Origin of the sequence: Exiguobacterium sp. s36 (assembly GCF_018618345.1) — a bacterium.
Classification (GTDB): Bacteria; Bacillota; Bacilli; order Exiguobacteriales; family Exiguobacteriaceae; genus Exiguobacterium; species Exiguobacterium chiriqhucha.
The window spans coordinates 821,672-836,443 of record NZ_JACSLW010000001.1; the positions used below are offsets into that span (position 1 = coordinate 821,672).

Below are 14,772 nucleotides of genomic sequence, written 5' to 3' on the forward strand. Positions count from 1 at the left end.
CTCTTATTGCAACAATAATTTGAAAAAACGAAATGAGGATTATAATAATCCAGCTATATAATTTATTAAGGTTTCCATTCAATTTTAAGATGTCCTTTCTAAACTACTAGGTAAGTTTTCATACTCTGTTTTGTATCCTCTGTAAAGAATGAATAAATATATTAATTTCGTCCCAAACATTATAATAGGCATCAGCAAAATACTCTTTGTATACCACGGTAAAATTGATAGACACAAAATTAATATTATTTGAATAACTTTTGCATTAAATATAATTTTAGGTTTTCCAATAGAATAAAACACTTGCTCAATCGGAATCGAAATAAATGTCAAAACTGAAGTTAAAGCCATAAATTGAAGAATACTGATTGAAAAAGCATATTGCCCTGTAACTATCTGTTTTGCAATTATTACGAAAACAAAAATTCCTATAGTAAGTAAAACACTAATCTTAACAACTTTTTTAAGAATCATTTTAGTTTCTAGAAAAACTTTATAATTATTGAACTTTGAAATATGAGGTAATAAAACCTTACCTAGTGCATAAGGAATAATTGCAATAATTGCGGATAATTGGAAACCGAAATTGTATATAGCTAGTTGTTGGTAAGAAGCCCAAACAGCAATTAAAAAGAAATCTATCCTACCTAGAATGTTGTTTGGAATAGATACTATAACCATCCACTTTTCGTATTTAATTATCTCTTTAACTAAGTCAAGTTTAAGAACCTTAATTGATTTGAAAAAAAAGATATAATTTTTTAAAAAAAATAAAGAATAAAGAAAAGGAATCAAAAAAGTTAACATAATAATCTTTAAAGATTCGACACCAAATATATAAAAGAATATTAACATCAGCAATACTACTAACTGCCTAGAAATATTGATAATTGCTCGCTTTATAAACTTCTGACTTGATTGTAAATAAGTATCGTTTAAAAAAAATAAGCTTTCACCTAATAGACCTAGAAGTAGATAGGGAAGAAATGAAATAATATCTTCTTTGTCTAAAATCCGAAATACAACCTCACCTAATACGAGAAATAGAATAATTATAACGCTCATTATTATAATTTTGACTATAAGGTACAAACCAAAAATCCCATTCTTAGTTTTTCCAGTTACTTTATTCGTAAATCTAATTGCGGTATTTTCCATGCCTAAATCAAAAAATGCACTAAGAAAAGCCACACTTACAAATACATAAGAGTATTTCCCATAGTCTGCAACACTTAACACGAATGTTAACAGCAATATATTGATAAAGTTTATACCTTTTGCACTCATACTTTCAAACAAAACTATATTTGCATTTCTTTTAAGGCTAGACATTTACTTACTCCTTAGAATAGTCATATCATACTTAATATTTTAGTTAAGCTTCTATATTCCGCTCGATATTTATTAAACATATTTTCTAGTGAAAAATTCTCAAACAAATATTCTCTTAAGTATTTTTTTTCAATGCTATTCTCTATAAGATCCGGGTTATTAATTATTAAAAAAAGTTTATCCGCTAATTCATGGTGATTTTCCTTTTCAAAAACCATACCGAATTCGCCGTTCTTAGTGATTTCAAGTGGTCCTTCATTATTGCTCACAATGGGAAAACAATTACAAGCAAGAGCTTCTATAATTACTAACCCTAGGCCTTCATGACGTGATGGTAAAACTACTACATCACTTTCTGAATATATCTTCTCAATCTCATCTATATTTCCTAAAAACTTTACTTCATTTTGTAAACCGTAGCGATAAACATTTTTAAATAGTTCTGTATTTTCAAAGTTTAAAGGTATTTCACCTGCAAAATAACATCTAAAATCATTAACTTTATATTTATTTTTCAGAACATTCAGAGCTTCTATTAAAATATCTTGCCCTTTAATTTTCGGATCAATTCTTGCGACACAAGAAATAGTTAACTTGTTTATTTTTTTTTGTTTTTCTACTTTATAATAACTGTTTAAGTCAACGCCATTATAGATCAGTTCAATTTTTCTTTCTGGAACCCATAATCTAATTTGCTTATAAACTGCATTAGAGATTGCTACATATTTATCGGCTTTAAATACACTTAAATATTTAGTAAAAATCATTGTGTCGTGAACAGTAAAAATTATTTTTACTTTTTTTGTGATTTTCTTTACCAAATATCCTATTTTAATACTCAGTTTGTCATGACAGTGAATTATTTCAATTTTATTATTAATAACAAAATTTGAAATTTGTTTTATCATTAAAAGTGTTTTCACTGGATTTCTTTCTTTTTCCTTTCTCTCACACAATAATATTTTATTACTCGGAATATAATCAATATACTCCTGACTGTATCTATCGTTTATGATGCAAAGATGATTGTTTCCTAATTCATTATTTTTCAAAAGTTCGAAAAGAATTTTTTCTAGTCCTCCCCCTTTTTTAAATTGGGAGTTCAGATGCATTATGTTCATTTTTTATTCTCCGCTATAATTTTTTTATAAATACTCTCTAAACTATCAATTGAGTTATAGATGTTAAATTCCTCGCAGATTTTTTTTGAATTACTTACAGTCATTTCCTCTCTTAAGTTTTCATTATCAAGTAAAAACTTAATTACTTCTGCTAATTTATTTACATCTCCAGGCTTTATTAAAATTCCATTTTTTTTATTTATAACAGAAGGAATGGAACCAACGTCTGTAGATATTATTGGTATCCCATAGCTCATAGCCTCTAATATAGACATAGGCATACCTTCGTTATAAGATGGTAGGATATATAGACAACTATTTCTATATAAAAAATCAATTTTCTCTTGATTTGATATCCATCCAGTAATTTCAATTCGATTTTCTAAGCCATATTTTTTGACAATAGTACTAATTTCTTCTATGTCCCCATTTCCAGCAATTACGAAAGTATATGAATCCGGTATCTCATCGTCAATTAGTTTGATTGCTTCCAACAGATCGTAAGTACCTTTCCTTTCTGATAAAACACCCATAGTTGAGATATATTTTTTATCTTTTTTTGAAAAATCGAGTGCTTTAGGGAATACAGAATTATTTAAAGATATTACCTTAGTCTCTGAAATAGATTTATAAAAAACTTCCCACTCTTCTCCTAAAGCTAAAATATAATCAACTGAATTTAACACTTTAGAAATTTCCATTTTTCCTTTATAGCTACTTCTTGCATGAAAATCTTTGAATTGAGATCCATGCATATGTAGGATTATAGGGATTTTTTTCATTTTAAGAATTTTAATTATTATTTTTTTTCTTACAAAGCTTCCTTTATAAGACATATGAATATGAGCTAAATCAAACTTAGATTTTTTTACAAACAACATATAAGACAGAAGGAATAAACTTTTTACAAAAAAAATAATGTTTGCAATTATTTTTTTTCCGGGATATGTTGAATGGTAAGTTAACCTCACCTTTTTACCCAGTCCTGCTTCATAATAATTTTTTACTACTCTAGTTATTCCACCAGGAACATTTAAGTCTGAACCTAACATTAAAACATTCATAAAATCTACCTCTTTTATTTTATTATTTCCCTAAATCAATAAATTCCTCGATTATCCTAATTATATTTTGTGTATTTGACTGGTAACTTCTATATTCGACGGTTTGAATATTTCTTAATGCCGACTCTAACATTTCTACTTCATAGACAGCTTCAATTAACTTAGAGTTTGAGAACTCCTGGACTATCTCGTATTGATGATTATCAACATGCTCATCAAACTTGAAATTTCTAGGAACTGCAATAACTTTTTTGTTGTTTTTTAATCCTGTAATAATAGAACCTGTACCACCATGAGTAATTAAAACGTTACAATGAGTAATATTTTTCTCGAATTCTTCATTATTTAAAAAATTAATATAGGGATAATTTCTAGGTTTATAGGTCGAATACCCTATCTGTGCAAATACTTCGTTCGAGGTTATTACATGCTTATCGATTAAATTATCTATCTCTTTTAACAATCTATCAAATTGAAATTTTTGAGTACCTAGGGATATAAATATCAATATATTCCCCCCCCATACTTAGCTTTCGGATATACTTTTAACAATTCTGGCCACTGTACAATAAATTCGTCAGCAATTTTATATATTATTTTCCCGGTAATCGTTGGTGTAGATACTTTAGCAAAGGACTCGATGAATATAATTTTCCCACCTGCTATCTTCACTATAATAGACATAGGTATCGAACAGAGTGCTCCCGTAGAGATAACGTAATTAGGTTTTTCTTTTAAATAAATTCTTACGCTCAAAAAACATAATTTCATAAATTTCAATAGAAAGAAACGCTCTTTTCTATTTATTTGCGGTATCTCAACTTTTTGATAGTTAGATTGTCCTAATGAAAACTCGTTTTTTTCTGTAAGTAAAAAACTTGGGTATTTATCAACCAATGGCTTTAACATTAGTAATTGCTGCAAGTGTCCACCACTAGAGGCTATAAAACATATTTTTTTTTTTCTATTATCCACTTTTAATAGGCTCCTTTAGAACTTATCATAACCTTAACGGTACTAAAAATAATCCATACATCCATTTTTATATTACGCTGATTGATGTATTGAATGTCTAAATCAACCATTTCATTAAATCCTAGATCACTTCTTCCACTAATTTGCCAAAGTCCGGTACATCCCGGTACTACTTTTAATCGTTGCATATCATAAGAGGTATAATTTAATACTTCTCTAGGCAAGGGTGGGCGTGGTCCGACTAAAGACATATCTCCTTTTAATACGTTCCATAACTGAGGCAATTCATCCAAGCTAGTTTTACGAATAAATCTTCCTATTTTTGTTACTCTAGGGTCATTTGACATTTTAAACATAGGACCCGTTGTTTCATTTTTCTCCATCAGTAATTCTAATTGTGATTCTGCTCCTTGAATCATGGACCTAAACTTATACATAGTAAATAATTCTCCATTTAATCCAACTCTTTTTTGGGAAAAAAATACTGGCGACTTCTGATCTTCAATTTTTATTAAAGCTATGAGCAAAATCAAAACAGGACTAAGTAGAATCAAACCTAAAAATGAGCCGCATAAATCTACAGCACGTTTTAAAAAAATATAAGTTTTATCTTGATTATTTACATTAGAATTCATTGATACTATTTTCGTTTCAAAGTTAACATCTATTGTGTCGATTTTCTTTACTAAATCCTCATTTAACACTGTAACTGCTGTTTCGCATTTAGGTGAATTAGGGTTGTTCAAGATAATCCTCCTAACTTAAATTTCATTGTGTACCATCGATTGTTCCAAAATTTCCAGCATCATTTCTCTAACATCTGACCCTAAATCTTCTCTAGCTAATGCAAATTCCAAAGTAGTTCTAATAAATCCAAGTTTTTCTCCAACATCATACCTTTTACCATCAAACTCAAATGCAAACACTCTTTGCATTTGGTTTAGTCTTGTAATAGCATCCGTTAGTTGAATTTCTCCCCCTGCACCCGGTGTTTGTGTTTCAAGATATTTAAATATCTCTGGAGTAAATAAATAACGTCCTAAAATCGCTAAATTTGATGGAGCACTGCCTAATTCAGGTTTCTCTACAAATGATGTAACTGTATGCAATTTTTCACTGATACTTGAACTTAAATCTACAATACCGTACCTTTGTGTATCCTCTTCTGAGACAGGTTGAACACCAATTATTGAACTATTTGTAATCTCATACTGTTCAATTAATTGTCGCGTGCAAGGGATGTCAGCTTGAACAATATCATCTCCTAACATCACTACAAAGGGTTCATCTCCAACAAATGCTTTTGCTTGCAGAACTGCATGTCCAAGACCCATTGGTTTTGATTGACGGATAAAATGAATATTTATATTAGTAGTTTCTTCAACTAACTTTAAGAACTCAGATTTTCCTTTTTCAATTAAAATTTGCTCGAGCTCAGGAACCGAATCGAAATGATCCTCAATAGATCGTTTACCTTTACCTGTAACGATAAGAATATCTTCAATTCCAGATTCTACAGCTTCTTCTATAATATATTGAATTGTAGGCTTATCAACAATTGGTAACATCTCTTTCGGCATTGCTTTCGTAGCAGGTAAAAATCTTGTCCCAAGTCCTGCAGCAGGAATTATAGCTTTTTTAACTTTTTTTTCCATAAATGTCCCTCCTAAATAAATGCATTATATATTTTTAATTATAAAAAAGGATGTAGCTTACATCCTTTCAAAATTATAAATTAAGGGTATCACTTTCGACCTAATATAAAAACATGCGAGGAATAAAATAAACCTAAAATCGTTCGACAGTTGTCGACAAATAAAGCATATTTCAAGGTAAATTGTCAATAATTAGTCTTATAAATCAAGTTAATTATTTTTTCCATTTCCCTCGCCAATTTTTAGTCGGTAGTGTCGGGGGATCGATGAATACAAACTCATCTTTCATAACTGCTTCCGCATTGACTACATAACTTCCCCACTTATCTTGACCAAGCTCCTCTCGAACAGCCTTTTCGACTTCTGTCCAATAAAATGTTCGGCGGCCCGTGCTATGGGCATCTGATGCAATTAAATGGCTGAGCCCGTTACGAAGGAAAGCGAATGCGAGCTCTTTCACGTTCTGACCGAACTCTCCGGTCAAACTACTCGTCGTAATCTGCGAAAGAGCACCCGACGAGACGAAGTCCATCAACCGTTTTGGGTTGGTTGCGAACTCTTTATTACGCTCAGGATGAGCGATAACCGGCGTGTGGCCTTCCGTTTGAAGACCGAAGAATAGCTGTTCGGCATAAGCTGGTACAGAGTCACTCGGGAACTCCACGAGGACATAACGTGATCCAGCAAGGGATAACGCTTTACCTTGCTCTAATGATTCAACAAGGTCTCCAAAGATTCGAATCTCTTGTCCTGCATACAAATCGAGGTTAATTCCTTCTTGTCGCAAAACATTTTGTAATCTCGTGACAGCATTTGCTACGTCGAGTTGACTTGTGTCAAACTGCGGATGAAACGCGTGGGGGGTGACCACAATTGCAGTCACCCCTTCACTTACGGCGCGTTTCGCCATCTCGACCGCTTGTTCAACTGTTTCCGGACCGTCATCAACGGCCGGCAATAAGTGACAATGGATATCAATCATGGCACGCTCTCCTTTTATTCGTATGCGTAGTAGTAATAATAATCATCGCTGCCTTGTGGCTCACGTTTATTCAAAACGACCCCAAGAATATGCGCTTCGGCGAGCGTTAATTGTTCTTTAGCTTTGACAACCATTTGGCGGTCTGATTTGTCACAGCCGACAACGAGAACGACACCATCAACTTTACGAGCCAAGAGGCGTGTATCGGCTACTTGCATCATTGGTGGTGCATCTAAAATGATGACGTCATAATTGGCTCGAAGCTCTTCTAACACTCGATCCATCATCTTCGACGACAAGAGCTCTGATGGGTTCGGAGGAATTGGTCCGGCTGCAATCAAATCTAAGTTTTCGACCTGAGTAGAGTGTGTTGCTTTTTCGACGGTCGTCTTTTTTGCTAAGACTGTTGAGAGACCAATACCGTTTGATAGGCGGAATGTAAAGTGAGCTGTTGGGCGGCGCATATCACAGTCTACAAGTAGGACTCGCTTCCCTTGTTGCGCGTAGACGACAGCTAGATTAGACGATGTGGTTGATTTGCCTTCTCCTGAAGAAGCCGAAGTAATGACCATCGTTTGAAGATCGTCGTCGACGGCTGTGAACTCTAAGTTTGTTCGGATGGTCCGATACTGTTCAGAGATTGGTGATTTTGGTTTATGAACCGTTATCAAATCGCGACCCGTTTTATCATACTTGATGTGTTTACTCTTTTTCTTGCCGAATTTAAACATGAACTTCTTCACCTTTCACGTTAGCTTGACGTTGTTGCATCATCTCTACTTTATCAATAATAGGTATGGATCCAAGAACCGGTAATTCGAGTAGTTTCTCAACATCCTGTTCGGTTTTTATTCGACGATCCAGCAGTACTTTCGAGAGGGCAAAAGCAACACCTATTGCAAGCCCAAGCACTAGAGCAATCGCAGTATTTATTAATAAATTGGGTTTAACAGGCTCTGTTGGAACAGAGGATTCAGAGAGAACTTTAACATTATCTACACTCATTAAATCTGGTACTTCTTTTGAGAAAACCTCACTAATTTCATTAGCAATGTCTGTAGCTAATACCGGATTCGTATGTTGTACTTTTATGTTAATAACTTGTGAGTTTTGTTCACTATTTACAGTGATTAATTTAGTAATATTGTCAGGTGCTCCTACTATGTTATCTTGCACTTGATCTAAAATTGCAGGGCTTTGAATAATGACACGATACGTATTTACAAGTGTCACAGAAGACTGAATTTGATTATTGTCCAAAGGGACATTTTCATTCTGTTTAGGTGCTACCAACACCTGCGTTGATGCTTCATACGTCGGACTAATCAAGAATGAACTAACTAAAAAGGCAATAAGCGCCGCGATGATTGCTAAACTGACAATGAACCATTTGCTCCGTTTTAAGATGGAGAATAATTCTCCCAGGGAAACCGTTTCTTCTTTCATACTCGTGTTTTCTCTCCTCTGTTCTCTAAATTCACTACTGGAAAAATTCCGCAGATAATATTTAACAATGCCAATACCAAAACATTATAGCAAAAATCCTCACAGTTGATGACCCATTTTTTAAAATTTGGGTTTTTTGGTATGTAAATCTGATAAACTTTGTTAGGAAGAACTTAACAAAAGGAGGAGACAACAGTGCACGTTAGTGAGCGCCTACTCCAGTTGTACGCAGACACGAATGCGGCAACACGTACAAAACTGCAAGATGCCATCAAACAAAATTTAGGGGACGGGAAATCGTTGACCGTGTCCTTCAAAGAATTGACTGGCACGACCGAGTCATCGCTCCCCACCGAAGAAAAATCGGCGTCGGACTTCGCTGGTTGGATCAAGGATGGGAAGAAAGATGCTACGTTTCTTCCATACTATGTGTCTTTACTCGAGATGCATGAAGACGTGTTGAAAAAAGAAGCGACGGTTCCTCAATCTACACCCATTGACAAGACAGTCGTCAAGGGAACACCGATTGTGGACAAGGCATCGATACCCGCTCCTGAACCACCCGTAGTTGAAACTCCAAAACAGGAAGAACGAGCCACAGCCGCAAAACCGCGTTATACACCTGAAATTCCAGTTCCATCACGCGCGGAACGGGCGAAATATCAACGGAAGATTGAACCAGCCCGACCACGCCGGAGATTGGGCAAATGGATCGGTGTCCTTTTCCTCCTCGCTTTACTCATAGGAGGCGGCTATATCGGGTATCCATATGTAATGGACTTGTTGGAGCCAAAACAAGAAGCCAAAGTCGTCGATGAGACACCGAAGCCAGATCCTGAACCGGTCGTTCAAGAGCCAGAAACGAACTATGTATGGCTCGCCTCTAAAAACGTCAACCTCGTCTCGGAACCGAACGGCACGACAGTCACCTATATAGGAGATATCGGCGACCGCTACGAGATTTTGAAGGAACAAGACGACCATGTCGAAGTGAATTTGGATGGGACGACAGCATGGGTTCCGCTCGATTCGGTCACGACCGACTGGCCGACACGCGACTTGACCGATAGCGCCCTACTCGACTGGGTGAACACGAACTTGAACAACGATTGGCTCGGCGAATCGATTCCTGACTTCTTCGCTATGAACGAAGCGGCACTCACAGAGACAATCGGCGCGCCGTACGGACGTGAGACGGATGCGTTGAACGCCTATGCATTCTATAACGATGGATTCTTCGTGATTCAACAGGACAAAGTACATGCCATCGATTGGACGAACACACAAACGACGCGCGAGGTATTCAGCCCGCTCGGCGAACCGGTGCTCGAGACAGACGATGCAATGGTTTATGAGAGTGAGACGTATTCACTTCGTTTATTTGAAGGCTCAAACGGACAGACCCGGGTGCGCTTGATGGAGAAATAATCAATAGAGGATTTTTTGGAAGGGGTTATTCATAATGAACACTATTTTAGTCACAGGCGGTGCCGGTTATATCGGCACCCATACCGTCTTACAGTTGCTTGAAACAGGTCACGACGTCATCGTCGTCGACAACTTATCGAACAGTCGTCGCGAGGCGCTCGATCGCGTTGAAGCATTGACCGGAAAGTCGGTCACGTTCTATCTCGGCGATATCCTCGACCGCGAACTACTCGAACAAATTTTTTTGACACATACAATCGATGCCGTTATCCACTTCGCCGGATTGAAAGCTGTCGGTGAATCGGTATCGGAGCCGCTCCGCTACTACGAGAACAACGTCGTCGGTACGACCGTCCTTTTAGAAGTGATGAACGCGTTCGACGTGAAACGGATCGTCTTCAGCTCATCGGCGACCGTATATGGTATGCCGGAACGGACACCGATTGACGAGTCGTTCCCGCTCAGCGCGACGAACCCATACGGTCGGACGAAGCTGATGATTGAAGACATTATGCGCGACCTCGCTATCTCCGACCCTTCGTGGAGCATCGCCCTTTTGCGCTACTTCAATCCAATCGGCGCCCACGAGTCAGGGCAGATCGGTGAAGACCCGTTCGATATCCCGAACAACTTGATGCCGTACATCACGCAAGTCGCCGTCGGCCGCTTGAACGAACTGAGTGTGTTCGGTGACGATTACGACACACCGGACGGGACCGGCGTCCGCGACTATATCCACGTCGTCGACTTGGCCGAGGGCCACTTGAAAGCGCTCGACTACGTCATGGACCACACCGGCGCCGAGGCGTTCAACTTAGGGACTGGGACCGGTTATAGTGTCCTCGACCTTGTTAACGCCTTCGAAGCAGAAAGTGGAAAAGACGTCCCATACAAAGTGACACCACGCCGCCCAGGCGATATCGCCATGTGCTTCGCCGATCCATCGAAGTCGAAGCGTGTACTCGGCTGGGAAGCGAAACATGACATCCGCGCCATGTGCCGCGACGCTTGGAACTGGCAATCGAACAACCCGAACGGTTATCGGGCATAAGAAAAACCCCTTACACGAGAACATCACTGTTCTTCGGTAAGGGGTTTTGTCATGTCGACTTCAATGATTTCTGGTTCTTTACCCGGTGTGACGAGCACCCCAAAGTCGAGGACGGCAATCACGATGGCGATGCCGGCGAGCGCCCAGGCAGCGTCAAACGTGAACTCACCGACGATGAAGCCGAACAAGACGAACGCCGCGAACGTCAAATAGTAGCCTTTGCGCCATAGCGTCCGGTACTCGGCCGCCACTTCACGGTTCACGATATACAGGACGACGTAGCCAGCCAGGGCGATAAACAGCGTCGCAAACATCCAATACAAGAATGATTGTAGCGTCATGCTGAAGAGATAGATGAATAGTGATTGATCCATCGGAATTCGCTCCTTAGGTGTATGTAGGATTTTGTCATGGAAATTCCTTCTATATCCATTCTCCTACCAAACGAATCATGAGTCAATACACCTAATTCACATATTTCACTTTTGAACCAAAAGACCTATTAAAATTTTACCCACACAAACCCATAGGCCTCGAGTTCGATCGTCTCGACCGGTTCACCAGTAAAGAGATTCGTCCCGCTCGCTCTCACGGTGACTGGCTCATGGCTGACGTTCGTATACAACATGAGTGTCTCCCCTTCACCTCTCCGTTCGACCGTGAAGACGCGTTTGTCGGACGTATCGATTCGCTGCTCAGCATAAGGCGAGAAGGCCGTATGTGTCCGTTTGACATTCAACTGGCTGATGATACCAGAGAATACTTGCAGTCGATATGGGTCCGTCTTCAGCTCCTGAATGAGCGCGTCATGGTCGACCGGATTCTGGACGCCGAGCAGCGTCCGATAATCAACGGTCGGGATACCTTGAAGCGAGAATAGGATGCTGTGAGCCGCGAGAATCATGTCGACGCTCGGCTCAATCAAATTTTTCTCGAACGGGTCACGCTCGTGAATCGACAAGAAGTTAAAGTATGTCTTCCCTGCTTCCGGCGCCTCGATCCGATTCGCCCAGTCGGACAACTTCTTGGCGTCACCTTGCGCGAAGGCGAGCATCGTATGCGAGGCGAGGTCGAAGTGACAAATGGCATCGGCAACGCTGATGTATGAGCCGAGTGCCTGAACGTCTCCTTCATAGGCGAGAATCAATTGGCCGTTCGGTTTATAGTGATGGAGCACCGCGTGCCACAATTCGATGACGCGCTGGATGCTTTCTTCCGGCATCCCCCGGAACGACTGCACGTGGACACGCAGTTTCGTCGCGCCTTGGGCGAGCCGCTCGATGAAAGCGTCCGTCTCCTCGAGCAGATTGAACTGTAACTCGTTGTAGACGTCAGGCTCCGTATCGTACATGAGCTCGAACTCATGCTTGAAGCGTCCGAGGTCCTCATATAATCGGATGCGCGGATTGATGGCCGTATCGGTCGGTTTGGCCGGATACGGGAACAGCGAGACGAGATACAAGTCGCTGATCGACGCCTGGACGTGTTCCTTCAACAAGTCATGGAGTGCGTCCAAGTCGGGACTCCCATCCGTCGTGACGGCGTTCGCGTCCATCATGAGCACGCTCGTCTTCTCGCTCACACCTTCCCCGTCGTGCCAATGATGACCATCCCACTTCATGAACAGCTCCTGCCAGTCCTCTGATGTATGGTCATCCTCTAATCGGTTGATGATCGGTTCAACAGTTTCCCAAAGCATGTGATCCCTCCTCAGTGTCTCTTTATCAGTCCCACCGATACAAGATTTTCAAACGCAAAAAAAGCCGTCCCTAAGGACGACTCAGTTCATCAAGCGCTGTAGCTCGGCTTGGACATCGGCGAGTGAGGCTTCATTCGGATGCCAGTAATAGATGCCGTCCGATTCCAGACCGCCCGCTCCTTCGATGCGTAGCGTGCTGGCGTTGCGGAACGCCTTCATATAGTCCGTCGACAACGCCACGAGCTCATTGAACTCGATGTTTGTCTTGGCCCGGTTGCCGGCGACGTCGAGCAGCTTCGTTACTTTGTCGACCGAGAAGTCAGAACGTCCCTTCTCGACGATGGCCGCGACGACGGCGCGTTGCCGCTCTTGACGGCCGAAGTCACCGTTTGGGTCGTCGTAACGCATACGGGCGTATGCCAACGCCGAGGCCCCGTTCAAATCGACCTGTCCGACTGGGTACGAGTAGCCGTCCGACGAAAACGCGAAGTTGTTCGTCACCGTGATGCCGCCGAGCGCGTCAACGACCTCGGTGAACGCCTCCATGTCCGCCTCGACAACGTAGTCGATCGGGATATCCAAGAGCGCTTCCACCGAATCCATCGCCATCTCGGCCCCGCCGAACGCGTAGGCGTGATTGATCTTATCGTTCATGCCTTTGCCGACGATCTCCGTCTTCGTATCGCGTGGGATGCTGAGCATCGCCCCTTCGTCCGTCGTCGGGTTGAGCGTCATGACGATGATCGAGTCACTCCGTCCCTGCTCCCCGTCACGGCGGTCAATCCCAAGTAACAACACCGACACCGATTCCTTCTGTTCGATCGTCTCGACTTGTTTCCGTTCCGGACTGATTTCGAGATTGTCATTCACTTTCGTCACCGTCTCGTTGACGTCCCGGTACATCGACCAGACGAACAGACCACCGGCGACGAGGAAAATCGTCAGGACGCCGAGCGTGATCGCCAACACCTTTTTCCAGCGTGATTTCTTCTTATGTCTCGCCATGCGTGCACCTGCTTTCAAAATCGTTAGATATGGATATAATTCCCGCTTCACGTGTTGTATTATAGCACGTTGTCAAAAAATGCTAACCATATCTTTTCAATTTTCATGGGAAGTGTGTCTTATAACGGGTACGCCGCATATGGTCGGGCCAGGCTGCATTGATCTCGGCCCCGAGCAGCATCGTCGCCGCTGTCAAGTAGAGCCAAATTTGAAGCAAGATGACGATACCGATCGTCCCGTACGTGTCCCCGAACATCGAGAACTGGTCGACATAGACGCTGTAACCCGTCGACAGCAACTGCCAAGAAATGACGGCGAAGATGGCACCCGGGAGCGTCTCGATGAAACGGACGCGTTGTTGCGGGGCAATCTTATAGAACATGGAGAATGCGAAGATGAGGATGACGGTCGATACGGTATAGCGCGTAAGCGTCGCCAAACGGTCGAAGTCCTCAAGCCGCGGGAACCACGTGTACATGAGCTCGACGAACTCGCGGCCGAAAATGTGGAACACGATCAAGATGACGGCACCGATACTGAAGGCGATGAGCGTGAGCAAACCAATCAAGCGGCGGACGACGTAGCTCCGAGCTTCTGTCTCCCCGTAAGCGAACACGGTCAGCTTGACGAGGCGGGCCGTCCCGTTCGATGCCGACCAGACGGCGATGATGGCCCCGATCGAGACGAGACCGGCGTTAATGTTGCCGCTGACGTCATAGACAATCGACAGTATGTCGCGCACGCTCGAACCCGGAATGAGAATCTCGATCTGTTCGATCAACAAGGCATCGTCAATCCCGAACCACGCCATGACGGCGAACAAGAGGACGAACGTTGGGAAGATGGCGAGAAACCAAAAGAAGGCGAGCGTCGCGCTGTAATCGTTGATATGGTGGTCCTTGAACCGATGGCGGACGTCAATGACGAGGCGGATTAGGCGGTCGAGCACTCGGGTCACCCCTTTTCTTCTTATTATCGCACAAATTAAAACGCCCCATCCGATTGGATGAGGCG

16 protein-coding genes are annotated in these 14,772 nt (G+C 41.3%); 2 read left to right on the plus strand and 14 right to left on the minus strand.

Going from position 1 to position 14,772, the window contains the following annotated elements; genetic code table 11:
- Positions 1-84: 84 nt before the first annotated feature.
- The 10 genes from KNP95_RS04065 to KNP95_RS04110 all read right to left on the minus strand — a co-directional run bounded on the left by KNP95_RS04065 (position 85) and on the right by KNP95_RS04110 (position 8,575).
- Positions 85-1,332: a lipopolysaccharide biosynthesis protein gene (locus KNP95_RS04065; protein ID WP_214835581.1), complete on the minus strand. Its 1,248-nt coding sequence runs from the start codon at positions 1,330-1,332 to the stop codon at positions 85-87.
- Between the two features lie 20 nt (positions 1,333-1,352).
- Positions 1,353-2,453 carry a glycosyltransferase family 4 protein gene (locus KNP95_RS04070; RefSeq protein ID WP_214835583.1) on the minus strand — a complete coding sequence of 367 codons (1,101 nt, stop codon included), beginning with the start codon at positions 2,451-2,453 and terminating at the stop codon, positions 1,353-1,355.
- Positions 2,450-3,517: a glycosyltransferase family 4 protein gene (locus KNP95_RS04075; RefSeq protein ID WP_214835585.1), complete on the minus strand. Its 1,068-nt coding sequence runs from the start codon at positions 3,515-3,517 to the stop codon at positions 2,450-2,452. Before KNP95_RS04075 ends, KNP95_RS04070 begins: the two co-directional genes overlap by 4 nt.
- Positions 3,518-3,539: 22 nt before the next feature.
- Positions 3,540-4,025: a PssE/Cps14G family polysaccharide biosynthesis glycosyltransferase gene (gene pssE, locus KNP95_RS04080; RefSeq protein ID WP_214835587.1), complete on the minus strand. Its 486-nt coding sequence runs from the start codon at positions 4,023-4,025 to the stop codon at positions 3,540-3,542.
- Positions 4,022-4,492, minus strand: a complete 471-nt coding sequence (gene pssD, locus KNP95_RS04085) for a PssD/Cps14F family polysaccharide biosynthesis glycosyltransferase (protein ID WP_353048974.1) — start codon at positions 4,490-4,492, stop codon at positions 4,022-4,024. The genes pssE and pssD overlap by 4 nt, the downstream gene beginning before the upstream one ends.
- Before the next feature lie 2 nt (positions 4,493-4,494).
- Positions 4,495-5,127 carry a sugar transferase gene (locus KNP95_RS04090; RefSeq protein ID WP_214835945.1) on the minus strand — a complete coding sequence of 211 codons (633 nt, stop codon included), beginning with the start codon at positions 5,125-5,127 and terminating at the stop codon, positions 4,495-4,497.
- A 126-nt stretch (positions 5,128-5,253) separates the two neighbouring features.
- Positions 5,254-6,147: a UTP--glucose-1-phosphate uridylyltransferase GalU gene (galU, locus tag KNP95_RS04095; RefSeq protein ID WP_214835589.1), complete on the minus strand. Its 894-nt coding sequence runs from the start codon at positions 6,145-6,147 to the stop codon at positions 5,254-5,256.
- 214 nt (positions 6,148-6,361) lie between these two features.
- Positions 6,362-7,129, minus strand: a complete 768-nt coding sequence (locus tag KNP95_RS04100; protein WP_214835591.1) for a tyrosine-protein phosphatase — start codon at positions 7,127-7,129, stop codon at positions 6,362-6,364.
- Positions 7,130-7,143: 14 nt separating this feature from the next.
- A complete protein-coding gene (locus KNP95_RS04105; protein ID WP_214835593.1) occupies positions 7,144-7,860 on the minus strand; it encodes a CpsD/CapB family tyrosine-protein kinase in 717 nt (238 codons plus the stop codon).
- Entirely contained in the window at positions 7,853-8,575 is a 723-nt protein-coding gene (locus KNP95_RS04110) for a YveK family protein (RefSeq protein ID WP_214835595.1), read from the minus strand. Before KNP95_RS04110 ends, KNP95_RS04105 begins: the two co-directional genes overlap by 8 nt.
- A 195-nt stretch (positions 8,576-8,770) precedes the next feature.
- On the opposite strand from KNP95_RS04110, the gene KNP95_RS04115 reads away from it, so the two are divergent.
- Both KNP95_RS04115 and galE read left to right on the plus strand, forming a co-directional pair.
- Positions 8,771-10,003, plus strand: coding sequence for a hypothetical protein (locus KNP95_RS04115; protein WP_214835597.1), 1,233 nt, complete (start codon positions 8,771-8,773; stop codon positions 10,001-10,003).
- 34 nt (positions 10,004-10,037) lie between these two features.
- A complete protein-coding gene (galE, locus tag KNP95_RS04120) occupies positions 10,038-11,054 on the plus strand; it encodes a UDP-glucose 4-epimerase GalE (RefSeq protein WP_214835599.1) in 1,017 nt (338 codons plus the stop codon).
- Between the two features lie 23 nt (positions 11,055-11,077).
- Here galE and KNP95_RS04125 read toward each other — a convergent pair whose 3' ends face one another.
- The 4 genes from KNP95_RS04125 to KNP95_RS04140 all read right to left on the minus strand — a co-directional run bounded on the left by KNP95_RS04125 (position 11,078) and on the right by KNP95_RS04140 (position 14,716).
- Entirely contained in the window at positions 11,078-11,428 is a 351-nt protein-coding gene (locus tag KNP95_RS04125) for a hypothetical protein (protein WP_214835601.1), read from the minus strand.
- A gap of 128 nt (positions 11,429-11,556) precedes the next feature.
- Positions 11,557-12,753 carry an alpha-amylase family glycosyl hydrolase gene (locus tag KNP95_RS04130; RefSeq protein WP_214835603.1) on the minus strand — a complete coding sequence of 399 codons (1,197 nt, stop codon included), beginning with the start codon at positions 12,751-12,753 and terminating at the stop codon, positions 11,557-11,559.
- 81 nt (positions 12,754-12,834) lie between these two features.
- Positions 12,835-13,758, minus strand: coding sequence for an LCP family glycopolymer transferase (locus KNP95_RS04135; protein WP_214835604.1), 924 nt, complete (start codon positions 13,756-13,758; stop codon positions 12,835-12,837).
- Positions 13,759-13,861: 103 nt separating this feature from the next.
- Complete coding sequence (locus tag KNP95_RS04140) at positions 13,862-14,716, minus strand: YihY/virulence factor BrkB family protein (protein WP_353048975.1); 855 nt, start codon at positions 14,714-14,716, stop codon at positions 13,862-13,864.
- Positions 14,717-14,772 lie beyond the last annotated feature (56 nt).

Bases quoted from the DNA above. Each gene is read 5' to 3' on its own strand.
- KNP95_RS04065 (WP_214835581.1), bottom strand. From the start codon at position 1,332: ATGTCTAGCCTTAAAAGAAATGCAAATATAGTTTTGTTTGAAAGTATG.
- KNP95_RS04070 (WP_214835583.1), bottom strand. From the start codon at position 2,453: ATGAACATAATGCATCTGAACTCCCAATTTAAAAAAGGGGGAGGACTA.
- KNP95_RS04075 (WP_214835585.1), bottom strand. From the start codon at position 3,517: ATGAATGTTTTAATGTTAGGTTCAGACTTAAATGTTCCTGGTGGAATA.
- KNP95_RS04090 (WP_214835945.1), bottom strand. From the start codon at position 5,127: ATGAATTCTAATGTAAATAATCAAGATAAAACTTATATTTTTTTAAAA.
- galU (WP_214835589.1), bottom strand. From the start codon at position 6,147: ATGGAAAAAAAAGTTAAAAAAGCTATAATTCCTGCTGCAGGACTTGGG.
- KNP95_RS04100 (WP_214835591.1), bottom strand. From the start codon at position 7,129: ATGATTGATATCCATTGTCACTTATTGCCGGCCGTTGATGACGGTCCG.
- KNP95_RS04105 (WP_214835593.1), bottom strand. From the start codon at position 7,860: ATGTTTAAATTCGGCAAGAAAAAGAGTAAACACATCAAGTATGATAAA.
- KNP95_RS04110 (WP_214835595.1), bottom strand. From the start codon at position 8,575: ATGAAAGAAGAAACGGTTTCCCTGGGAGAATTATTCTCCATCTTAAAA.
- galE (WP_214835599.1), top strand. From the start codon at position 10,038: ATGAACACTATTTTAGTCACAGGCGGTGCCGGTTATATCGGCACCCAT.
- KNP95_RS04125 (WP_214835601.1), bottom strand. From the start codon at position 11,428: ATGGATCAATCACTATTCATCTATCTCTTCAGCATGACGCTACAATCA.
- KNP95_RS04130 (WP_214835603.1), bottom strand. From the start codon at position 12,753: ATGCTTTGGGAAACTGTTGAACCGATCATCAACCGATTAGAGGATGAC.
- KNP95_RS04135 (WP_214835604.1), bottom strand. From the start codon at position 13,758: ATGGCGAGACATAAGAAGAAATCACGCTGGAAAAAGGTGTTGGCGATC.